The organism is Halalkalibacter okhensis, assembly GCF_000787375.1.
GTDB classification, from domain to species: Bacteria; Bacillota; Bacilli; order Bacillales; family Bacillaceae_D; genus Halalkalibacter; species Halalkalibacter okhensis.
Genome location: NZ_JRJU01000013.1, coordinates 79,394 through 98,136 on the forward strand (window position 1 = coordinate 79,394; position 18,743 = coordinate 98,136).

Genomic DNA, 18,743 nt, shown 5'->3' on the forward strand with positions numbered 1-18,743 from the left:
TTCTCCTTTTCACGGGCACATATTTAAATTAAGATGGGTGTCTTATCTTGTTTTTTATAACCATGAATAATCGTCTTTAACATTTCGTTATCCATCTTCAACACTTTGTTATCAGTATCACTAAGCAGCTGTTGAGTGTTTGTTATGTTAAAATCAATATCACGATTTACATAAATAGTGAAATTGGATATAAACTCATTTAATACCATTTCCTCTTTCGTTAAGACCGTATCTTCTCTCGAATTAAATTGAATATCTGGAAAATCTAGCAATGCCCCTATCATTTTTAGTCCTTCGTGATTTAGCGGAGGATTAGGGTTGGTAATATGATAGATGGTTTTATTTTTGGCCTTCTTTAACCCAGCCATTAGAACCTGGCAAACATAATCAACTGGCACTAAATTTTGAGTTCCTAATTGATTTCCGATTATATTATACTTTTTACCACTTACATTCCCTACTCTTGAAATTCGTTTTTTAAATATCTCAAGTCCTTTGATAAACCCATATAATCCAAAAGTAGAATCCGTTTGGCCTGTTACTGAATGACCAACAATAATAGATGGCCTAAAAATGGAAACACTCATTTGTTCGCTATAGGACATGACGATATGCTCAGCTTTGCATTTCGTTTCTTCATAGGGGTTATTAAATTCTTGGTCTATTTCATGTAACGTTTCTTCTGCAGTGTCTTTCTTTCCAAGAGTATAGGCTGTACTAATATAATAATACGCTTTCACACCAATATCTTTTGCGAATTCTAACGAATGTTCTGTTCCCTTTTCATTCACTTCATATAATCGATCGGCCATTTTAAAATCAAACGATAGTAATGCTGCTATATGAAAAAAAGCATCTATTTCCCCTATAAGGTGGCGTTGTTTTTCTTTCGCCATTCCTAGTTGCTTATCTGAAAGATGGCCTTCTATGAACTCTATTTGCGAGTGCTGATGTTTTGGAATTTTATTTAATAAAGCTTGGCTTTTCTTTAATGATCTCACTAACACATAAACTCTGTTATTAGAATTGATGAGTTCCTGGATAAATTGGGTTCCTAAGAAGCCTGTTCCACCTGTGATAAATATATTCATATAGTTCCCCTTTCGTTATCCGCTTTCATAAGTTATCGCCATTATACACAACATTTCCAACATACTCATGCTGTAAATCTTTCAATTATGTGACGTCTGTCTCATTTTAAACATAAATTGACAAAATCCTCTCCTAAAAAATGGTTCTAACGACAGGAGGCTACTAATAAGGATATTTTTCCTTTTTAGTAGCCTCCCTTTTACTTTTCTAAAAGTGTTTGTACGGTAACAAACTGATACCCTTGTGCTTGTAGTTCATCGATCATTCTTGGTAGGGCCTCTACTGTGCCATCAAGAAGGCGTGCATCGGATTGAAAATTATGCTGAAGAATGATTCCTCCTGGTGAGATATCTCGACGGACTATGCTCAGGATCTCCTCTGCTGATTGGCCACTCCAATCAATCGTATCAACAGACCACATAATTGTTCGCATCCCCATCTCATGCAAAACAATATGATCCGATTTTGTCATTGCACCGTACGGCGGACGGAAAAGATCCGGCATTCTACCGACTGTTTTCATCATTTCTTTTTGAGTTGACTGTATCTCTTCTACTAAAGTCGATGTCATAACAGTCGGGATATTGGGATGATTCCATGTATGATTGGCGATTCCATGTCCTTCCCTTACCATCCGTCTCATCATATCGGGAAACTCTTCAATTTGTTTCCCCATGACAAAAAAAGTTGCGGGTACGTTTTTCTGTTTTAAGATATCTAATATTTTAGGGGTATAAAAGCTATCCGGTCCATCGTCAAAAGTTAGAGCTACTTGCTTCCTTGCTGGCTCTCCATTATATATAGCCTGTGGAGGGGTTTCTATATTGGTGGTTATAAATGTCTGCGCTTTCTCTCTTTGATACGATACACCCATCCCAAATTTCCTTGCGACATCAATAAGAGGAACAAAGACCTCGCCATTATATTCAATAGTTTTCGTTGAAAGACTTTGACGCCTCCATGTTCCGGTGGCATGACCGTAGACATCTGCATAATCCTTTCCTACAGGTAGCGCAAATTGCAGATCTTTATGATGAAACATAACTGAACGATACTGGTCATTCCAACTTATTTTGACACCCGTATGTTTTAGAAATAAAGCAGGTATGAGTATATGCCCATCTCTCATTATGTATCGGGTCTTAAAAGGTTGATGATCAATCATGATCGGAGCTTCTGGTAACCGGGACTCTTGTGCCAATGCAGTTGAACCAGTTACTAGAAGTATGAAGCAACAAAGGATAAGTGTTCCCTTTTTATTAAACATATGTATTCCTCCTAACCAATTATGCTTAGCCTTTCCTCATTTAGGAGGTTTATGAAGAGGGGACTGAAAAAGGTTAAGTTGCCTTTTTCAGTCCCCTCTTTGTTTAAGAATAGAATCATAGTTCTGTTGAAAAATGGTGGCCTTTCTCTTTTAACTTTTGAATAAGTGTTGGTAAAATGAACAGTGTTTGTTCAAGTTCATGCAGAAGAATGATGGAACCTTTTTGAACATGAGTGAGAACATTTTCAATAATTTGGTTAGGATCTTGTTTTAAATTCCAATCAAACGATGCAATATCCCACATCACTGTTTGCAACTGTAAATGTTCAGCAATAGCTAGTGTATCCTTGTTGTACTGCCCAAAAGGCGGCCTAAAATATTGGACCTTCTGCCCCGTTATGGTTTCAATGGCTTCTTTGCTTCCTTGGATTTCATGCATTTGTTGGGCATAGCTCAATTGCGTAAGGTTCGGATGACGCTGAGTATGAGCACCAATGATGTGGCCATCGCCGAGTACACGGTTCCACGGTCTATTATGATGAAGCAACCTCGTTTGCCAAAAAAAGATGGCTTGTACTCCTTCTTTTTCTAACACATCAAGAAATTGAGGTAAATATTTACTTGGGCCATCATCAAAAGTTAAAATGATTCCTGACTCCTGACAATTTGCTATGTTTGTTAAGACGCTTGCTTCTTTGGAGTTGTACACAACTTCATTAGTAGCTATTCATGGACTTTTTTGCATTCTAACCCCTCCTTTTTTATCTACTTTTCACTAACAAATTAACCGCTTCTTGAATAAGCTCCTCCGTATCTTCTCCTTTATTTATTTGTTCACGGACGCATTGCTCTAAGTTCGTACTCACCACAAGCCCAATTGTTCGATCTAGTGCATTTCGCGCTGCGGACATTTGAGCTACAAGATCTTTGCAATCTTTTTCTTCTTCCATCATACGAAGTAATGCCTTCACTTGTCCTTCTACACGTTTTACTCTATTTTTCATTTGATCATTATATTTCATTTCACTTCCCCTTTCTACAACCAACTACCTCTACATCATCATATCCTACGTTCCTTGATACTTTCAACATTTGACCACCTGAACACTTGGAATAAAATGTATGTTGAATACCGAACGTATTTTCGCATATAATAATAACACAAACATTTGTTCTTATCCGGAGCGTGAATTCGATGAAAACAATCTTTCTTGTTGATATGCAATCTTTTTATGCATCTATTGAAAAAGCAAGATACCCATATTTAAAAGACAAACCGCTCGTTGTATCTGGAGATCCAAAACGTCGGTCAGGAGTTATTTTAGCCGCCTGTCCTCTAGCAAAAAAACGAGGCATCAAAAATGGCGAACGCTTATGGGAAGCCGAGCAAAAATGTCTTGATTTAGTTGTAGTCCCCCCAAAAATGCAAGACTACATTACCATCTCCATTGAAATTACAAATATTTTAGAGCAGTATACCGATTTAGTAGAGCCCTTTTCAATTGATGAACAATTTATTGATGTAAGCGGCAGTCACACGCTTTTTGGTCCGCCACTTGAAATGGCAGAGAAGATTCAGCGACAGATTTGGGAAAAAACTAAGGTCCGAGCTCGTATTGGAATCGGAGAAAATAAAGTGTTAGCTAAAATGGCCTGTGATCACTTTTCTAAGAAAAATCAATCAGGTATCTTTTGGTTAAAAAAAGAAGAACTAGAACGAACATTATGGCGTCTGCCCGTTGAGAAAATGTTTGGTGTTGGCGGCCGTATGGCAAGTCACTTACGTAATATGGGCATTCGTACAATTGGGCAATTAGCGGCCGTTCCATTAAAACGTCTCCAAGACAAATGGGGAATTAACGGGCATGTTCTTTCTATGACCGCTAACGGTGAGGACTTTTCTCCTGTTACTACCTCTTCTCACGACGGCCAAAAAGCAATTGGACATGGCATGACCCTTCCTCGCGACTACATAGGACTTGCTGAAATACGTGTCGTCTTACTTGAGCTCTGTGAAGAAGTTTGTATGAGAGCACGAAAATCAAAGGTGATGGGCCAAACCGTAACCGTTAGTGTTAGTGGGGCTAGTTATGAAATACGTAGCGGCTTTCATCGCCAAGCAACATTATATGAGCCTACGAACTACGTGATGGATATCTTCCGCATGGCTGAAAAAATTTTTCTTCAGTTTTGGGATAAAAATCCAATTCGAAGGCTAGCTGTTAGTTTAACAAAGCTTTGTCGTGATGATGAGCTGCAGCTTAGCTTATTTGATACAGGAAGAAATAAGAAAACCGATCTAGGGTATGTAATGGATGGAATAAAAGAGAAGTACGGTACAACAGCTTTAATTCGAGCTTCCTCTTTAACAAAGGCTGGTCAGGCTTTTGAACGCGCAAAAAAGATAGGAGGACATTATAAATGAGCCAACAATATTTACATCGTGGAAACCTTCTTTGGGAAAGCAGCAGAATGTTTTTACCTGAGCATAAAGAGGCTCTCCTCGAGCGTCGACTTGACTTGCAAAAGGTCGGCAAGCCCGAACTAGACGAACAGGAGTTAGAAGAGATAGGAATCATCGTAACCGATTCACTCAAACATGAGCTTGATGTTCAAATCATCTACTGGGAAGATGGTCTTTTTCATGAACTTATCGGTATCGTCGACCGCATTGACTGGCAATGCAAGAAAATAAAAATAAGAACTGAGGATATGCCAACTTACATTGACATTGATTGCTTAAAATCCGTCATCCGAGCTTAAACGCATTTTGTTCTGATCGCAACACCTCTTTCATTCACCCCCCCCAAAAGCAGCTAGAACCTTCATCGGTCTAGCTGCTTTTCTCTTGGAAGTCTAATTTATTTACATAATGTCCGTCTAATGGGAAATAATTACATCATACAAAAAGCGGGAGGACACACATGAACGAGACACTTGTAGTAATCATTAGATCGATTATCACTTTTTTTACCCTTCTCGTTTATGCAAGGTTGATTGGAAAGCAACAAATCGGAAACTTAACAATGTTTGATTATATTAACGGAATAACCATTGGTTCCATTGCGGGAACGATGGCAACCGATACCTCATCAAAAGTGTTAAATCACTGGCTAGCCTTAACAATTTTTATTGCCTTTACCCTGCTTCTTCAAATTACCGACATTAAAAATCGTTACCTATCAAAAATCATTGATGGTGAACCGGTAACCGTCATAGAAGAAGGGAAAATTTTAGAGCAAAATTTAAAAATAGCCCGCTTAACGAAAGACGAACTCATGGTACAGCTTCGCAGCAAAAATATATTTGACCTTACTGAAGTAGAAGTTGCTTTATTAGAACCTGATGGAACATTGTCCACTCTAAGAAAAGCCGAATTTCAATTCGTACAGAAGAAAGATTTACACATTCAAGTAAGTCGAGCAAAATTAACAACAGAAATCATCGTTGATGGACTGTTACTTCCGCAAAATTTAGAGCAACGTAGGAAGGACCTTGCTTGGGTACAAGCACAACTAGATAAAAAAGGAATCAAAAATTTAAAACAACTCTCCTATGCTGCGATCTTACCAAATGACACACTCTATGTAGATTTATTTGATGACCATATATCAAATACAAATGATATTAGCGATTATGAAGGACCTTACTAATAGCAAAGGAGTATCTCACTTGCGAAAAATACTCTTATATATAGTCCCGCTCACATTTATCCTCGCAAGTTTGACGCTAATGACTAGTGGAGGTTGGTTAAAAGAGCCGAGGAGTGACCAAGATGAGCTCCTACAATCTGTTCAGAGCATTGAAGAGCATGTACAAAGAGAAAATTGGCAAGAAGCAAAACGAAAACATGCCTACACAAAAAGAGCATGGACCATTGTTACAAAACGAATTCAATTTAGCGTAGGCAAAGACACCCTTTCTGAGGTCAACCAAGTTCTTTCTCGCATGGAAGGAGCGATAGAGGCAGAGGATGCAAATGCTACTTTAATAGAAATCTATTCTTTTTATGAGTTTTGGCAGGAACTCGGCTAAAGCCAAAAATATGAGGACGCCCAATGCCATTGAGCGTCCTCGTATTGACTAGCGGTCAGTTAGTCCATTTCTGGCAAGGTGACATAGGCGAGTTTTTTAATGATTTCTTCGTGTTGAGGATAATCCCCCAAGAGATCTTTTTGCGTAAATAATTCAAAGTCCTCATATTCAAACCCTGGAGATACCATACAACCAACAAGAGAAAAAGCCCCCTCTTCTTCTTGTGATAGGGACGAGCCAAAGATAGCATTTTTCGGCACTAACACTTGTGGTACTTCTCCTTGTTCAAGGTCTAAACCTAAGCGAACCTCCTCGTATTCACCATTTTCATGAATGATATGTACAGATAACGAATTTCCTGCATGGAAATACCACAATTCATCCGACTGTAGACGGTGAAAATGCGAAACATCGTTGTCACTTAATAAAAAGTAAATACTCGTATAAAGCATTCTTCCTTTTCCAGGTACTTCCTCTGTTGAACGAAAAGACCTTTTAAAATATCCCCCTTCTGGATGAGCCTCCAGTTCAAGATACTTAATCCAATCTTCTGCCTGATAGTTTTTCATACGCAACCTCATTTCTATTCATCACTATACCCCAAGTAAACCAAAAGCAAGAAAAAGAATCAACAAAGAAAAGCTGCTTAGGGAAATAAAGAGGCTCGCTTCCAGTCTCGATGCCCTTTGCGCTACCGCTATTTCACTTCTATCAACAACCTTTTAGGCCTCTTTGTGTTGATTGTACACTTACCCACAACCGGTCTTCTTCCCACTTCAATCTAACAGGAAGCTGAAACGTCTTTTCTAAATTTCCCTCCGATAACGTTGAGTGCTTTTCTCCTTTAGCCACAATTGATCCGTTATTAAGTAATAATGCATGTGTAATAGCTGGAACCACTTCTTCAATATGATGGGTCACATAAAGAAGAGTCGGGCCTCCTTTCGTTGTGGCTAACGATTGAATCGTCTCAAGAAGCTGTTCTCGTGAAAAGATGTCTAGTCCATTACATGGCTCATCTAGAATTAGGATTTTCGGATCGGCCATTAACGCACGAGCGATAATGACACGTCTTTTCTCCCCTTGTGAAAGACTCATAAACCTCTGCTTTGCTAATCGGTTAATGTTTAACTCTTCTAACAATCGCTTTGCCTGTTTAACATCCTCATTTGTGATCTCATCATATATTCCGATGGATGCGTGCTTTCCACTCAGAATAACTTCAAGAGCTGTATCACTTCCCCTCGTGGCATAACGCTCATCAAGAGAAGCACTAACCCAGCCAATAGATTTACGAAGCTCTGGAATATTTGCCTGCCCAAATTTCTGCCCAAGTACATGGATTTGTCCTTTTGATGCCCACTGATAGCCCGTTAACAAATGTAAAATCGATGTTTTGCCTGAGCCATTCAGACCTAAAATAACCCAATGCTCATTCAGTGACACATCCCATGAGATATTATGTAAAATCGTTTTTCCTTCTCTTTGCCATGACACATTTTTTAAAGACACTATTTGCTCAGTCATCATATTCCTCCTGCCTATAAAACATCTTGTTATATGTTCGACTTTTTATGTCAAATTCCCCCTAATCCATCAGAAAAGTTTTTTATTCTATAAGTTTGAATGACATAATTTACAAATCCTGATCTTTCTATTACTATTTTTATGTGTACACTTAAACAGAATGGTGGGATGTTGATGTTTAATCATATATGCGTATTTTGTGGATCAAGCTTCGGAACAAAGCCAAGCTATGTCAAGCATGTCCATTCCTTTGCCCAAACTCTAGTCACGCGCAACATAAACCTTATATACGGTGGAGGGAACAATGGGTTAATGGGCGAATTAGCACGCTATGTTCTCGAAAAAGATGGTGAAGTTGTAGGTGTGATTCCTAAAAAAATACACGAAAACGTTCAGCATGTAGAACTGACCGACTTAATTATCGTCGATGATATGCATCAGCGAAAAGCAAAAATGTACGAACTAGCTGATGGATTTATCACCTTACCAGGAGGAATTGGAACAATAGAAGAATTAGCCGAGTCATTAACATGGCAACAAATTGGCTATCACCAAAAACCAATTGGCATTCTAAATCCAAATGGCTTTTATGATAAATTACTGTCATTACTAGAACATATGGCGGACGAAGGCTTCTTAAAAGCAAATTTTTTAGAAAACATCATAATCTCTGAGTGTCCAGAAGAACTTTTACAGAAGATGGAGAACTTCAAGCCCATCTATGTAAATAAATGGGAAAGTTAAGAGGAGCGGTCTTTTTGATTCCCCAAAAATAAGCGTGGCCACTAATCTTTAAAAGCCTTGCGAGGAATGATTAACTCCACGCAAGGCTTTTAATAGACATCTAGAACTCTTTTGAGACAAGTCTTTTCCTGGTTCTTTAGTCAATATTCACTTCTTCTAGCAATGGTTCATCAATTGGTTTTGCTCCGTTTCGAGAATCTTTTAACTCAAAATACGCTTCTAGCGCAGATTTTGAAATCTCTTGAGCGATCCCTTGACGACCTCCATTGCTCCCCAATCTCACATCTGGTACGACGACAGCAAATGCGATTTCTGGGTTATTAAACGGTGCATATCCTACTAACGATTGAGTGTTCCCATCAACGACACGGCGATAATCACCTTGGCCAACAGCAACCTTCACTTGAGCCGTTCCTGTTTTTCCTGCTGGCTGATACGAGGCATTTCCAAAATTCGCTCTTGCCGTTCCTCGCGTCATCACATCACGAAGGCCTTGTTGAACTCGACTAATATGAGCATCGCTCATGTCAATTCGATTAAGAATCGTCGGTTCAAATTTTTGAACCACCGCCCCTTGTTCATCTTGGATGGTAGAAGGATTACGAATTTCTCTTACAAGCCTTGGTTCCATTCTATAACCATCATTTGCAATTGTGGCAATGTATTGAGCTAACTGAAGAGTCGTATAGTTGTCATATTGACCAATCATTAAATCGAGAAGATTCCCTCCACTTTCACTTCCACCCGTCAAACCAGATGAATAACTTGGAAGGTCAATTCCCGTTTCTGACCCTAAACCAAATTGACTAAAACTGTTCCGAACCTCTTGATAAGCGCGTTCAATTGTGCCTCCAGAACCCGTCGTCCAGCCACATCTGGTGTTTGGTGCTGTATAGTAACAGTTAGCCATTCTCATTCCGATTTCAAACATATACACGTTGGAAGATTGCTCAAGCGCGCGCCGGTCATCAATCCAGCCAAAGCCACTTGTGTTCCACGAACGTTTTGGCGGTGTTTGAGGCAAATAAATAGGTCGGTCATTAAAACGAGTTCCCGGTGAAGCGACACCTGCGTGAAACCCGGTTAAAACAGACGCTGCCTTAACAGATGATCCCATTTCAAAAGCTTTATTGACATTTCCGATGTGATCAGCATAACTATCACGTTCACGTCCTGCAGGATCCCAAAATCCAGCCATCGCTAAAATATCGCCTGTACGTGGATCCATTAAGACTGCATAAGCAGACCGATCTAAAATAAATGAATTTCCAGATTTTCGAATTTCCTGATCAATGATGTCTTCAAGCCTTTGCTGGAGCTCCATATCTAATGTGAGAACCAAGTCATTTCCTCGTTGCCCTAGTCGCTCATTAACTGTGCTATCAATTGTGCGAGTTCCTTCACGCTTGGTGACACTCTCTACTACCGCTTTTTGTCCCCGTAACACTTCTTCATATTGAGCTTCTAGGTAACTAGTTCCTACAATATCAGAGCGCTCGTAGCCACGTGATAAATAATAATCTACTCTTTCGCTCGGGATTTGACTTGTAGAACCAAAAAAGCTATGAAAAGAGTCCCCGTAAGGATAGGTTCTACTTGAATGTCTGGCAATATCAATACCAGGTAACCGATCTAAATTTTCACTAATGACATGTGCTTCTTCATCGGTAATGCGTTGCTTAATTCGCTGCGGAGAATTAGCATAACCCCTAGCCATTTCACGATAAATGGCTGCAACCTGCAATTCTTGACTAGAAAGACGATCAATTTGTTCATCGGTAATTCGTTCAATTTCAAGCTGATACTCCGAAGAAGGACCGTCAAGATCCCTTCTCTCTTCACGAGTCACTAGCTTATACCGATCTTCCTCTGACATAGTCAATAAAATATAATCCCTTTTGTCTCTTGGTGTTACTCGCTCGGTATCCACTTCGATTAACGGCTCTAAATCTTGAGCGATTTCAAGCATTGTTTGTGCCTTTGTTGTTCTAGAAGGGTTGGTGTATGTAACAGATAATTCCAATTGGTTATCAACCACAACATGACCGTAACGATCATACATTACCCCTCTAGGTGCATCGTGGCGTTCGGTTGCATTCGTCGTTGAAGCAAGCTCATTAACAAATGTTTCTCCTTCGACAATTTGAACAAATCCTAAACGAAGAATCAATGCTGAAAACAAAAGAAAAACAACAAAAAAGAGGACATTTAACCGAAATGAAAGATGATTTCTTTTCCTTTGCCTATGCTTTGGTTTAATCTTTTTCTTCATAACCCTCTCACCATTCACCTACTTTTAACCCCGTAGAAACGAAGCGATAATATTATTCATTTGGAATAAATATCTAAACTTACATGACCAAATACTATTTTAACATATTTCCCCATAAAAATAAGGATTTTTCCAGTATTTTAGAAATATTGCATGTAGATTTTATAGAATTATAGTTTATTTGAACGATGAAAAAAGTAGTTAGATGTCAGCAAATCTGCCCTACCTAACTACTCATGATTATCAACCAACCGCTTATAAAAACTTGATAAAAGAATCATTAAGAAGTGAAGCATCATAAAGAAGTAACGACTTTCTCTATTTGATTTAAGCACATCGATACGCTTTAAAACCAAATGAAAAATAACTGAAAATGCTAATAACTTACCTTTTGATACCCAATCTCCTGCTTTTAATGTCTTGACAGCGACAATTGCATAAATTGTTGAATACAAGGGCGCAATAATGAAATGTTCGTACCATGTATGAACCTTTCCAATACCAAACCTAAACTTTCTTAAGACAACTAATAAGAACAATAAATTTACTGAGCTGACCATAATCATATTAAAAAGCGAGACTGCTTTAACAAATGGGGTTCCCCTTTTAATATGCTTGTACCAAATATCACTTAAATAGAAATGAATCGGTATGGCCAGACCCGTAAAAAAAGGACTCCACCATTTCAGTTTATAAATTTTCAACCGCAAGAAAAGTAACTCCACAAGAACAAAATATAAGCTAACGAAAAGCTTTGCTCTCCACTTCACCTGAAATGCTGTTAAAAACAATGACGTACAAGGGATAAAGATCGCTTGCGATAAAATGGCTCCAAAAATATTGTCTAACTTTCTGTTTTTTAAAAACTTTGGTTTATACTTATACGCTTGAAATATATTTAAAACGAGATACTCAAAAAGGTACGCAAACGAAATATTGGATAACAATGAAATGAACAAATGTTTTCGATCTTTTTTCTTGATAAACGTAATCAATAGCAGCGTACCGTGAATGGTACATAATAAACCAAAAGCCCATCTGTTTCGTTTTTTATTAGTGAACATTATAATCTTCTCTCCTGGTTGCAATTAATAGTGGCACTACCAGCAGTATGCAACACGTTCCCTACATGTATTCAATCTCCTACCCTTAATAACGGATTCTTTTTTCTTATCCGATATGTCGTTACTCCTTTAATCCTTTTTAACAATGGACCTTCATAAAAGCCTTTACTTAAAGGGGGCTTAAAAACCAAAAGGGCACAGACAACAGATGCAATGGATGCATTTATAATCGCAAGCGGTCTTTTTAGTAGCAAATAGCTAAACAAATACATTTTGATATATACGCATACAGACCAAAAGATCGACCAGTTGTGATGGAATGTAATGAATTTATTTCTATGGAAAAGAAAAAACTCAATTGCTGCTGAAACGGCAATCCATTTCACGATGTGAATCAATTGCTTGTACCACAGGCTGGGGAACTCAGATAAATAGAGAAGAATAACATGAGGCATAATGAAAAAGATATACAAACCTCTAAGATATTTAACTTTTATCACGGGAGAGCGGAACTCCCATAGTAAAAAATGTTTAAAAAGGTAATAGTATAACGAATTAAAAAACATAACATAAACGATACTTGGGAAATAATGCTTGACATTAGAATACGTTTTTCTTTTTATATTCAGCAGAAAAACAACTAGTGACAGAACAAGATGCATTTCATGACCTCTTTTTCGATATAGTATATCTATATCATAAACCGCTTTCAATAAAAAAATGTAATGAAGATGAAAAATTGTAAAATAACTGGTATTTAGATAAAGGATGTTTCAACTCAATCTAAAAACCTTTTTCGTTCGTCTGGCGTTAGCAGCATGCAAGTCTCTTTTCTTCCAAACCTGTAACGATTTTTAGCAATGACCTCATACATGGAGTCCCTAATCGAAGTCGGTATAAGTTGAAAAAAGGAAGCCAGGTTCCATGGAAACTTTAGCTTTCTACAAATCATAAGAACAGCGGTTGACTTTGTATAATATGTAAGTCCATCTAACAAAATCAAACTATTTACATCCCGAACACTATATTGTGCCATAAGCTCTTTGCCAATTGTACTTTGTTGCGAGGCAAACGCAAAGTTAGCTTTTGGGTCATTGGACAGTATAAACTGGACACTTTTATCACAAACGTTACAAGCACCATCAAATAAGATAATTTGCTTCATCTTTCCACCTGCTTTTTGGATTTGAGTTCATTTTAGCATAGTTACTTCAACTTTTGCCTACCTCAAAAAACGCAACAAAAAAGGTAGCAGCATCCTTCACTAATCACTCATTGCTTCGGGGCTAACAAGGTTAATAAACCTTGTTAGCCCCCCTCCCCTTACTAGTTCACATACTTGCCTGAATCTCTTCTACCGTTTCAATTTCAAAACCAAGATCTTCTAACATTTTATGGTCTTGTGTTTCTTCCTGCCCCGCCGTCGTCAAATAGTCACCAACAAATATTGAATTAGCTGCATAAAGACCTAATGGTTGAAGAGAACGAAGATTTACTTCACGGCCTCCTGAAATGCGAATTTCTTTCGTCGGATTCATAAAACGAAAAAGAGCCAATACTTTCAAACAGTAAAGCGGATTCAAGTCATTTACTCCTTCTAGTGCAGTTCCATCAATTGCATGAAGGAAATTAACAGGAATCGAATCAGTATCAAGGGCGTTTAGACTCCGTGCCATTGCCACTACATCCTCAATTGATTCCTTCATCCCAATAATAACACCTGAACATGGTGACATCCCTGAACCCTTTGCTAGTTGAATGGTATTAACTCGATCGTCATACGTATGTGATGTCGTAATGTTAGAATGATTTCTCTCTGACGTATTAATATTATGATTGTACCGATCAACTCCAGCTTCCTTTAACCGTAGTGCTTGTTCTGGCTTTAATAATCCGAGACAAGCACACACCTTTAATCCATATGTATTTTTAATTTCTGTAACAGCCTCAACAACTTGCTCGACTTCTCGATTCGAAGGTCCTCTCCCGCTAGCAACGATACAATAGGTTCCTACATTTAAATCATAAGCTCGCTTCGCACCTTCTAAAATCGTTTCTTTGTTTACCATTTTATAAGAAGCAATAGGTGCATTTGAAATAGAAGATTGAGAGCAGTAGCCGCAGTTTTCAGGACATAACCCTGATTTTGCATTCATGATCATATTTAATTTCACTTTCTTTCCATAGTAGTGCTTTCGAATTTGAAAAGCTGCATGAATAAGGAGCAGCACCTCTTCATCTGGGCACTCTAAAATGGAAAGAGCCTCCTTATCAGTTACTTCTTCTCCTTCTAACACTCGAGCAGCCAGCTCCATCCAATGACTCATTTTAATCCCCCGCTATCACAAATAAGATTACGTACAACACAAAATGTTAACCATCATAAAAACACAGTTTACAATTAAGATAGTAATATTGTTAACTAATATTGTCAATAAAGTTTACGTAAGAAGATTGAAATAGATGAATAGTTAGGGTGATTCACTTATCCAGCCACCCTAACTACCTCTTTATACATTACAGCCTTTATACTCTTTTATTTACATTGAAATTAGCATCAACTAATAACCAATTCTGCGGAAACTCCCATACTAATACCCAATAATAAAAGCCTCGTAATCCGAACTCTTTTACAAGATCAAATTTTGCTTGAATGCTTCTTGCATCTTCAAACCATACTTCATGTTCTTGCCCTTCTTCATCAATATAATTAAAAAAAGGCGATTGGGCTACTGGATCGTATTCAATTATGGCGTTGTGAGTAGCTGCAAGGCGAATGGCTTCCTGATGGTCAATCGCTCGTGCTCTTGTCACTCCTTCTTCAAACGGCAAAGTCCAATCATATCCATACAGGGGAATCCCCATCATAATTTTATCATTTGGCATAACGGATGCAGCATATTCGATCACTCTTCTTACTTGACTAATTGGAGCTACTGCCATAGGTGGTCCGCCAGTCCAGCCCCATTCATAGGTCATCAGAAAAACAAAATCAGCCACTTCCCCATGTGTCGCATAATCGTGTCCCTCATATAATACACCTGGCATGTCAGGCTCCACTTGCGGCGCTAATGCACTAGAAAGAAAATACCCACGCTCATCGACTCTAACTCTCGCTTTTCTCATGAGTTCGTTATATTGTTCCCTGTTTTGGGCACCTAAATATTCAAGATCAAAATCTAAGCCTAAGTAGCCCTTTTCATCCATGATAGCAATCGCTTCGTCAAGTAAGCGATTTTGAAGCTCTTCACTTTGCAAAACAGTCGTAACGAGCTCTGTACTAAAAGCCCCATCCTCTAAGTTGGTAATCACCATTAATGGCACAACTTGATTGGCTAAGGCCGTATTAATAATGGCTTGATCATCAATTGGTGTTAGCGTTCCATCAGCATTTAACTCATAGCTAAATATTTGGACATATGTTAAATATTGACCCACCTCATCTACATACTGTGGAGACTCCTCACCTGTAATTCCTAGATCGACATATGCTCCAACATCAGCATCTGGCTTTTGTCTGTCATCATACGGAATATACAACCTGAAATCAGTAGGAACGTTATTCGGGTATTCAATTTGATTAAAACTGATTATTTCTTCAACAGGTACTTGAAAACGTTCACTAATCGTCGTTAAGTTCTCCCCATGTTCTACCCAATGAACGCGTCCACCTACAGGGATGACAAGCGCTTGCCCAATAACTAACTGATCGGGGTTAGGTAATTCATTTGCATCAACAATCGTTTGAAAATCTACACCATACATTTGAGCAATACTCCATAACGACTCACCAGCGGAGACAACATGTATTTCCACAACCTCGTCCTCCTAACCTAGACATTTATTCCTCTACAACCTTATTCAAAAAACAAGAGCTAGGTGCATGGCTCATCATGTTTTATTAGCCCAACAAAAAAGGTTATTCCAAAAGGTTTTTTTACCTTTTGAAACAACCTAAATTTCCGTTACAAATTAAACGCATAGAGGGGTGTATCCTACTAATCTAACCAAAACCTTTAACTAATCTATTTTAATAACCCAACTAACTTTAGACCGTGCAAAATTCCGTCTTCACCGACATCCTTAGTCACATACCTAGCTGCTTCTTTCACTTTTTCATGTCCATTCCCCATTGCTACACTATTAGGAATTTGGCTAAGCATTTCAATATCATTTAAACCATCACCAAACGCATATTGATTTTCCTTTGCAATCTTTAGCTCCCTTGTAATTTTCTCTATACCTATTGCTTTGGAACCACCTGCTGGGATTACATCTACAGACATAGGATGCCACCTGATAAAGTCAAATTTCTTATACAGATCTTCATATTTTGTCTCTTCTTTGTCTTTTAAGAATAGTAAGGATTGATAGATCTCTCTTTCTTGATGATAAAGTGGGTCATGACTTGGAAAATGATCTATTTTAAGAGAATCGAAGCTTTCAACAATATAATCATGATGAGCGACATTTGCTTTCATATCCTCGTGATCCATATAAACAATAGGATCATCGTTTGAAACCGCATATTCTGTCAATGATTTCAATGCTTGTTGATCCAATGGGTTTTTAAACAAAACCTCACCATTTAAAACAACATATTGCCCATTATAGCTAACAAATGTATCAATTTCTAATTCTTCACGTAAATCTACAAACATAAACGGGGCGCGACCTGTAGCAATTGCGACCTCGTGACCTTGTTCTTTTAAAGAGACAATCGCCTTCTTGGCTGTTTGTGGCAATTTCTTATCATGATCTAACAAAGTCCCATCAATATCAAAAAACACAATACTCTTTTCTGTCATATCTTCCACTCCTATCTATTCTTGCTTTATCTCTTTTTCATGATCCTGTAAACCATACAAAAATCACATATGTTTATCCTACATGATGAAACGCGTTTCATAACAAGCACGAAACAGACTAGCTTTTTTATTGACACGAATTATGTTTCATCTACAATAAGTGTAACTCAATCTAGCAACTGAAGGTGAGAAAAATGGCCAATATAAAAGATATTGCAAAAATGGCGAAAGTATCAGTTACAACTGTATCACGCGTATTAAATGATCACCCTTACGTAAGTCAGGAAAAAAGAGAAGCAGTATGGCAAGCAATCAATGAAAGCAACTATCAAAAAAATATCAATGCTGTTCACTTAAGTACAGGGAAAACACATTTAATTGGCGTCGTTCTTCCTTTTTCAAATCATCCCTATTTCGGCTTATTATTAGAGGGCATCGCACAAGAAGCAGTTAAAAACAATTATAAACTTGTTTTGTTTCAAACAAACTATGAAGAAGCACGGGAATTAGAAGCATTGGATATGTTGAGGTATAAGCAGCTAGACGCCCTCATCATTTGTTCAAGAATTTGCTCTTGGACAAAAATTAGGAAATATTCACACTATGGACCGATCGTGTTCTGTGAAGATACAAGAGATCATCCTTATTCTGCAACATTTGTAGACCATTATAAAAGCTTTGAAGCTGCACTAGAATATTTAGCAGACAAAGGGCATCAAAAAATTGGTTATTGCATCGGCCGTAAAAACGGTTCAAATAGTACAAATCGGGCTTTGTCTTACAACAATTTCATAAAAAGGCATAAATTCCCATTTCGTCCTGACTATATATTTGAACAATGCTTGCATTTAGAAGATGGCGAAAACGTCATGAAAAAAATGACCACCATGAAAGAGCCCCCAACAGCTCTACTTGTAACAAGCGATCAAGTAGCCGCTGGCATTGCTGCATATTGTCTAACCAACCATATTGCCATACCTGAAGAATTAGCACTGATCGGTTTTGATAATCAACCCATTTCAAAAGTGATGGGAATCACAACCATGGACATACCGTTAGTTCCAATGGGAAAGAATTTATTTTTACAGTCTCTTTCGAAAGATGTCTCATATAAAGAGATTGATGTCACTTTAATTGAAAGAACAACCGTTTAGTAACGTCATAAAGGACCTAGTACACTTATTTCAGTATGTGAAATTATAAATGTATAATTTGAGTGCCGTTAGCAGAAAATTGTTTTCCACTAACGGCATTCGTTCCTTATTTAAAGTGACGCTTTCCAAGCAGGTGATAACTCTTTTAACTCAACCAACCTATTGATGGCTTGCTGATTTTGTTTATCATGGTACGTTATTTTATTGACATATTCAATGCTACAATCTGTTTTTCGTTCTTGAAAAATGAGCGGATCCTTTGCGGATATATTCCCTGTTTGTAGCACACGTAAATAGTAACCAGAATATCCCGTCTCTTTAATGTATAAAGGAAATTTGTTCACTCCATGACGCTTCGCCACTTTAAAACAAGGCCTTCTCGGCTGACTTACTTGGACGATTGCCTCTCCCCATTGAAAAATATCACCGATAAACGTATCTGCCTCAGTAAAACCACGTAACGTAATATTTTCTCCAAATGCCCCAACCAGTAGAGGAAACCCTAGTAGTTTGTGCCAGTAATGATAGTGCTCATATGGATAAACGCAAACCGCTTTATCTAAACCGCCATGATTGATTAAATCTGCTTGCTCATCTCCTTCAATTTGAGTTGAAGACAAATGGAGGACTCTCTCCTTAATAGATTGTTTGTTAATCGCAGACAAAACTTCTTTTTCATGATCACCTGCAATATTCTTCGTCGTGCCAACATTTAATGAAACGATTGTGCCTTTATTCACAGTATTATGACCTCCATCTTATTCCTTTATCAAATCATTC

At 38.0% G+C, this 18,743-nt stretch carries 20 protein-coding genes; 6 read left to right on the forward strand and 14 right to left on the reverse strand.

Annotation, left to right across the window (positions count from 1 at the left end):
* Positions 1-23 precede the first annotated feature (23 nt).
* The 4 genes from LQ50_RS11235 to LQ50_RS11250 form a co-directional block, all read right to left on the reverse strand.
* Positions 24-1,091 carry an SDR family oxidoreductase gene (locus LQ50_RS11235; protein WP_034629162.1) on the reverse strand — a complete coding sequence of 356 codons (1,068 nt, stop codon included), beginning with the start codon at positions 1,089-1,091 and terminating at the stop codon, positions 24-26.
* A 200-nt stretch (positions 1,092-1,291) separates the two neighbouring features.
* The gene (locus LQ50_RS11240; RefSeq protein WP_052144703.1) at positions 1,292-2,359 is read right to left on the reverse strand and encodes a polysaccharide deacetylase family protein; all 1,068 of its coding nucleotides are present in this window, start codon (positions 2,357-2,359) and stop codon (positions 1,292-1,294) included.
* A 115-nt stretch (positions 2,360-2,474) separates the two neighbouring features.
* Positions 2,475-3,068, reverse strand: a complete 594-nt coding sequence (locus LQ50_RS11245) for a polysaccharide deacetylase family protein (RefSeq protein WP_034629163.1) — start codon at positions 3,066-3,068, stop codon at positions 2,475-2,477.
* A 52-nt stretch (positions 3,069-3,120) separates the two neighbouring features.
* Positions 3,121-3,381, reverse strand: coding sequence for a metal-sensitive transcriptional regulator (locus tag LQ50_RS11250; protein WP_034629166.1), 261 nt, complete (start codon positions 3,379-3,381; stop codon positions 3,121-3,123).
* Between the two features lie 173 nt (positions 3,382-3,554).
* Here LQ50_RS11250 and LQ50_RS11255 point away from each other — a divergent pair, with 173 nt between their 5' ends.
* The 4 genes from LQ50_RS11255 to LQ50_RS11270 all read left to right on the forward strand — a co-directional run bounded on the left by LQ50_RS11255 (position 3,555) and on the right by LQ50_RS11270 (position 6,394).
* Positions 3,555-4,784, forward strand: coding sequence for a DNA polymerase IV (locus tag LQ50_RS11255; RefSeq protein WP_034629167.1), 1,230 nt, complete (start codon positions 3,555-3,557; stop codon positions 4,782-4,784).
* Complete coding sequence (locus LQ50_RS11260) at positions 4,781-5,122, forward strand: YolD-like family protein (protein WP_052144704.1); 342 nt, start codon at positions 4,781-4,783, stop codon at positions 5,120-5,122. Before LQ50_RS11255 ends, LQ50_RS11260 begins: the two co-directional genes overlap by 4 nt.
* A 161-nt stretch (positions 5,123-5,283) precedes the next feature.
* The gene (locus LQ50_RS11265) at positions 5,284-6,012 is read left to right on the forward strand and encodes a DUF421 domain-containing protein (protein WP_034629169.1); all 729 of its coding nucleotides are present in this window, start codon (positions 5,284-5,286) and stop codon (positions 6,010-6,012) included.
* A 19-nt stretch (positions 6,013-6,031) separates the two neighbouring features.
* Positions 6,032-6,394 (forward strand): DUF4363 family protein, encoded by a 363-nt coding sequence (locus LQ50_RS11270; RefSeq protein ID WP_034629171.1) that lies wholly within the window; start codon positions 6,032-6,034, stop codon positions 6,392-6,394.
* A 59-nt stretch (positions 6,395-6,453) separates the two neighbouring features.
* Here LQ50_RS11270 and LQ50_RS11275 read toward each other — a convergent pair whose 3' ends face one another.
* Positions 6,454-6,963 (reverse strand): cupin domain-containing protein, encoded by a 510-nt coding sequence (locus LQ50_RS11275; RefSeq protein WP_034629173.1) that lies wholly within the window; start codon positions 6,961-6,963, stop codon positions 6,454-6,456.
* A gap of 142 nt (positions 6,964-7,105) precedes the next feature.
* Positions 7,106-7,921, reverse strand: a complete 816-nt coding sequence (locus LQ50_RS11280; protein ID WP_084138735.1) for an ABC transporter ATP-binding protein — start codon at positions 7,919-7,921, stop codon at positions 7,106-7,108.
* Between the two features lie 174 nt (positions 7,922-8,095).
* On the opposite strand from LQ50_RS11280, the gene LQ50_RS11285 reads away from it, so the two are divergent.
* Positions 8,096-8,665, forward strand: coding sequence for an LOG family protein (locus tag LQ50_RS11285; protein ID WP_052144705.1), 570 nt, complete (start codon positions 8,096-8,098; stop codon positions 8,663-8,665).
* A 136-nt stretch (positions 8,666-8,801) separates the two neighbouring features.
* On the opposite strand, the gene LQ50_RS11290 is transcribed toward LQ50_RS11285, so the two are convergent.
* The 7 genes from LQ50_RS11290 to LQ50_RS11320 form a co-directional block, all read right to left on the reverse strand.
* On the reverse strand, positions 8,802-10,937 hold the full coding sequence (locus LQ50_RS11290) for a peptidoglycan D,D-transpeptidase FtsI family protein (protein ID WP_034629178.1): 2,136 nt from the start codon (positions 10,935-10,937) through the stop codon (positions 8,802-8,804).
* Positions 10,938-11,167: 230 nt separating this feature from the next.
* Positions 11,168-12,001 carry a hypothetical protein gene (locus tag LQ50_RS11295; protein WP_034629181.1) on the reverse strand — a complete coding sequence of 278 codons (834 nt, stop codon included), beginning with the start codon at positions 11,999-12,001 and terminating at the stop codon, positions 11,168-11,170.
* A gap of 71 nt (positions 12,002-12,072) precedes the next feature.
* Positions 12,073-12,663, reverse strand: coding sequence for a CBO0543 family protein (locus tag LQ50_RS11300; protein ID WP_034629183.1), 591 nt, complete (start codon positions 12,661-12,663; stop codon positions 12,073-12,075).
* A 116-nt stretch (positions 12,664-12,779) separates the two neighbouring features.
* A complete protein-coding gene (locus LQ50_RS11305) occupies positions 12,780-13,166 on the reverse strand; it encodes a thiol-disulfide oxidoreductase DCC family protein (protein WP_034629185.1) in 387 nt (128 codons plus the stop codon).
* Positions 13,167-13,332: 166 nt separating this feature from the next.
* A complete protein-coding gene (gene bioB, locus LQ50_RS11310) occupies positions 13,333-14,328 on the reverse strand; it encodes a biotin synthase BioB (protein WP_034629187.1) in 996 nt (331 codons plus the stop codon).
* Positions 14,329-14,527: 199 nt separating this feature from the next.
* Positions 14,528-15,817, reverse strand: a complete 1,290-nt coding sequence (locus LQ50_RS11315) for a glycosyl hydrolase family 18 protein (RefSeq protein WP_034629188.1) — start codon at positions 15,815-15,817, stop codon at positions 14,528-14,530.
* A gap of 209 nt (positions 15,818-16,026) precedes the next feature.
* Complete coding sequence (locus LQ50_RS11320) at positions 16,027-16,809, reverse strand: Cof-type HAD-IIB family hydrolase (protein ID WP_034629191.1); 783 nt, start codon at positions 16,807-16,809, stop codon at positions 16,027-16,029.
* A gap of 194 nt (positions 16,810-17,003) precedes the next feature.
* Here LQ50_RS11320 and LQ50_RS11325 point away from each other — a divergent pair, with 194 nt between their 5' ends.
* Positions 17,004-17,963 (forward strand): LacI family DNA-binding transcriptional regulator, encoded by a 960-nt coding sequence (locus LQ50_RS11325; RefSeq protein ID WP_034629193.1) that lies wholly within the window; start codon positions 17,004-17,006, stop codon positions 17,961-17,963.
* 110 nt (positions 17,964-18,073) lie between these two features.
* Here LQ50_RS11325 and LQ50_RS11330 read toward each other — a convergent pair whose 3' ends face one another.
* Positions 18,074-18,703, reverse strand: a complete 630-nt coding sequence (locus tag LQ50_RS11330) for an MOSC domain-containing protein (protein WP_034629194.1) — start codon at positions 18,701-18,703, stop codon at positions 18,074-18,076.
* Between the last annotated feature and the right edge of the window lie 40 nt (positions 18,704-18,743).

Bases quoted from the DNA above. Each gene is read 5' to 3' on its own strand.
- LQ50_RS11240 (WP_052144703.1), bottom strand. From the start codon at position 2,359: ATGTTTAATAAAAAGGGAACACTTATCCTTTGTTGCTTCATACTTCTA.
- LQ50_RS11255 (WP_034629167.1), top strand. From the start codon at position 3,555: ATGAAAACAATCTTTCTTGTTGATATGCAATCTTTTTATGCATCTATT.
- LQ50_RS11260 (WP_052144704.1), top strand. From the start codon at position 4,781: ATGAGCCAACAATATTTACATCGTGGAAACCTTCTTTGGGAAAGCAGC.
- LQ50_RS11280 (WP_084138735.1), bottom strand. From the start codon at position 7,921: ATGACTGAGCAAATAGTGTCTTTAAAAAATGTGTCATGGCAAAGAGAA.
- LQ50_RS11250 (WP_034629166.1), bottom strand. From the start codon at position 3,381: ATGAAATATAATGATCAAATGAAAAATAGAGTAAAACGTGTAGAAGGA.
- LQ50_RS11235 (WP_034629162.1), bottom strand. From the start codon at position 1,091: ATGAATATATTTATCACAGGTGGAACAGGCTTCTTAGGAACCCAATTT.
- LQ50_RS11290 (WP_034629178.1), bottom strand. From the start codon at position 10,937: ATGAAGAAAAAGATTAAACCAAAGCATAGGCAAAGGAAAAGAAATCAT.
- LQ50_RS11265 (WP_034629169.1), top strand. From the start codon at position 5,284: ATGAACGAGACACTTGTAGTAATCATTAGATCGATTATCACTTTTTTT.
- LQ50_RS11320 (WP_034629191.1), bottom strand. From the start codon at position 16,809: ATGACAGAAAAGAGTATTGTGTTTTTTGATATTGATGGGACTTTGTTA.
- bioB (WP_034629187.1), bottom strand. From the start codon at position 14,328: ATGAGTCATTGGATGGAGCTGGCTGCTCGAGTGTTAGAAGGAGAAGAA.
- LQ50_RS11305 (WP_034629185.1), bottom strand. From the start codon at position 13,166: ATGAAGCAAATTATCTTATTTGATGGTGCTTGTAACGTTTGTGATAAA.
- LQ50_RS11300 (WP_034629183.1), bottom strand. From the start codon at position 12,663: ATGCATCTTGTTCTGTCACTAGTTGTTTTTCTGCTGAATATAAAAAGA.
- LQ50_RS11295 (WP_034629181.1), bottom strand. From the start codon at position 12,001: ATGTTCACTAATAAAAAACGAAACAGATGGGCTTTTGGTTTATTATGT.
- LQ50_RS11275 (WP_034629173.1), bottom strand. From the start codon at position 6,963: ATGAAAAACTATCAGGCAGAAGATTGGATTAAGTATCTTGAACTGGAG.
- LQ50_RS11285 (WP_052144705.1), top strand. From the start codon at position 8,096: ATGTTTAATCATATATGCGTATTTTGTGGATCAAGCTTCGGAACAAAG.
- LQ50_RS11325 (WP_034629193.1), top strand. From the start codon at position 17,004: ATGGCCAATATAAAAGATATTGCAAAAATGGCGAAAGTATCAGTTACA.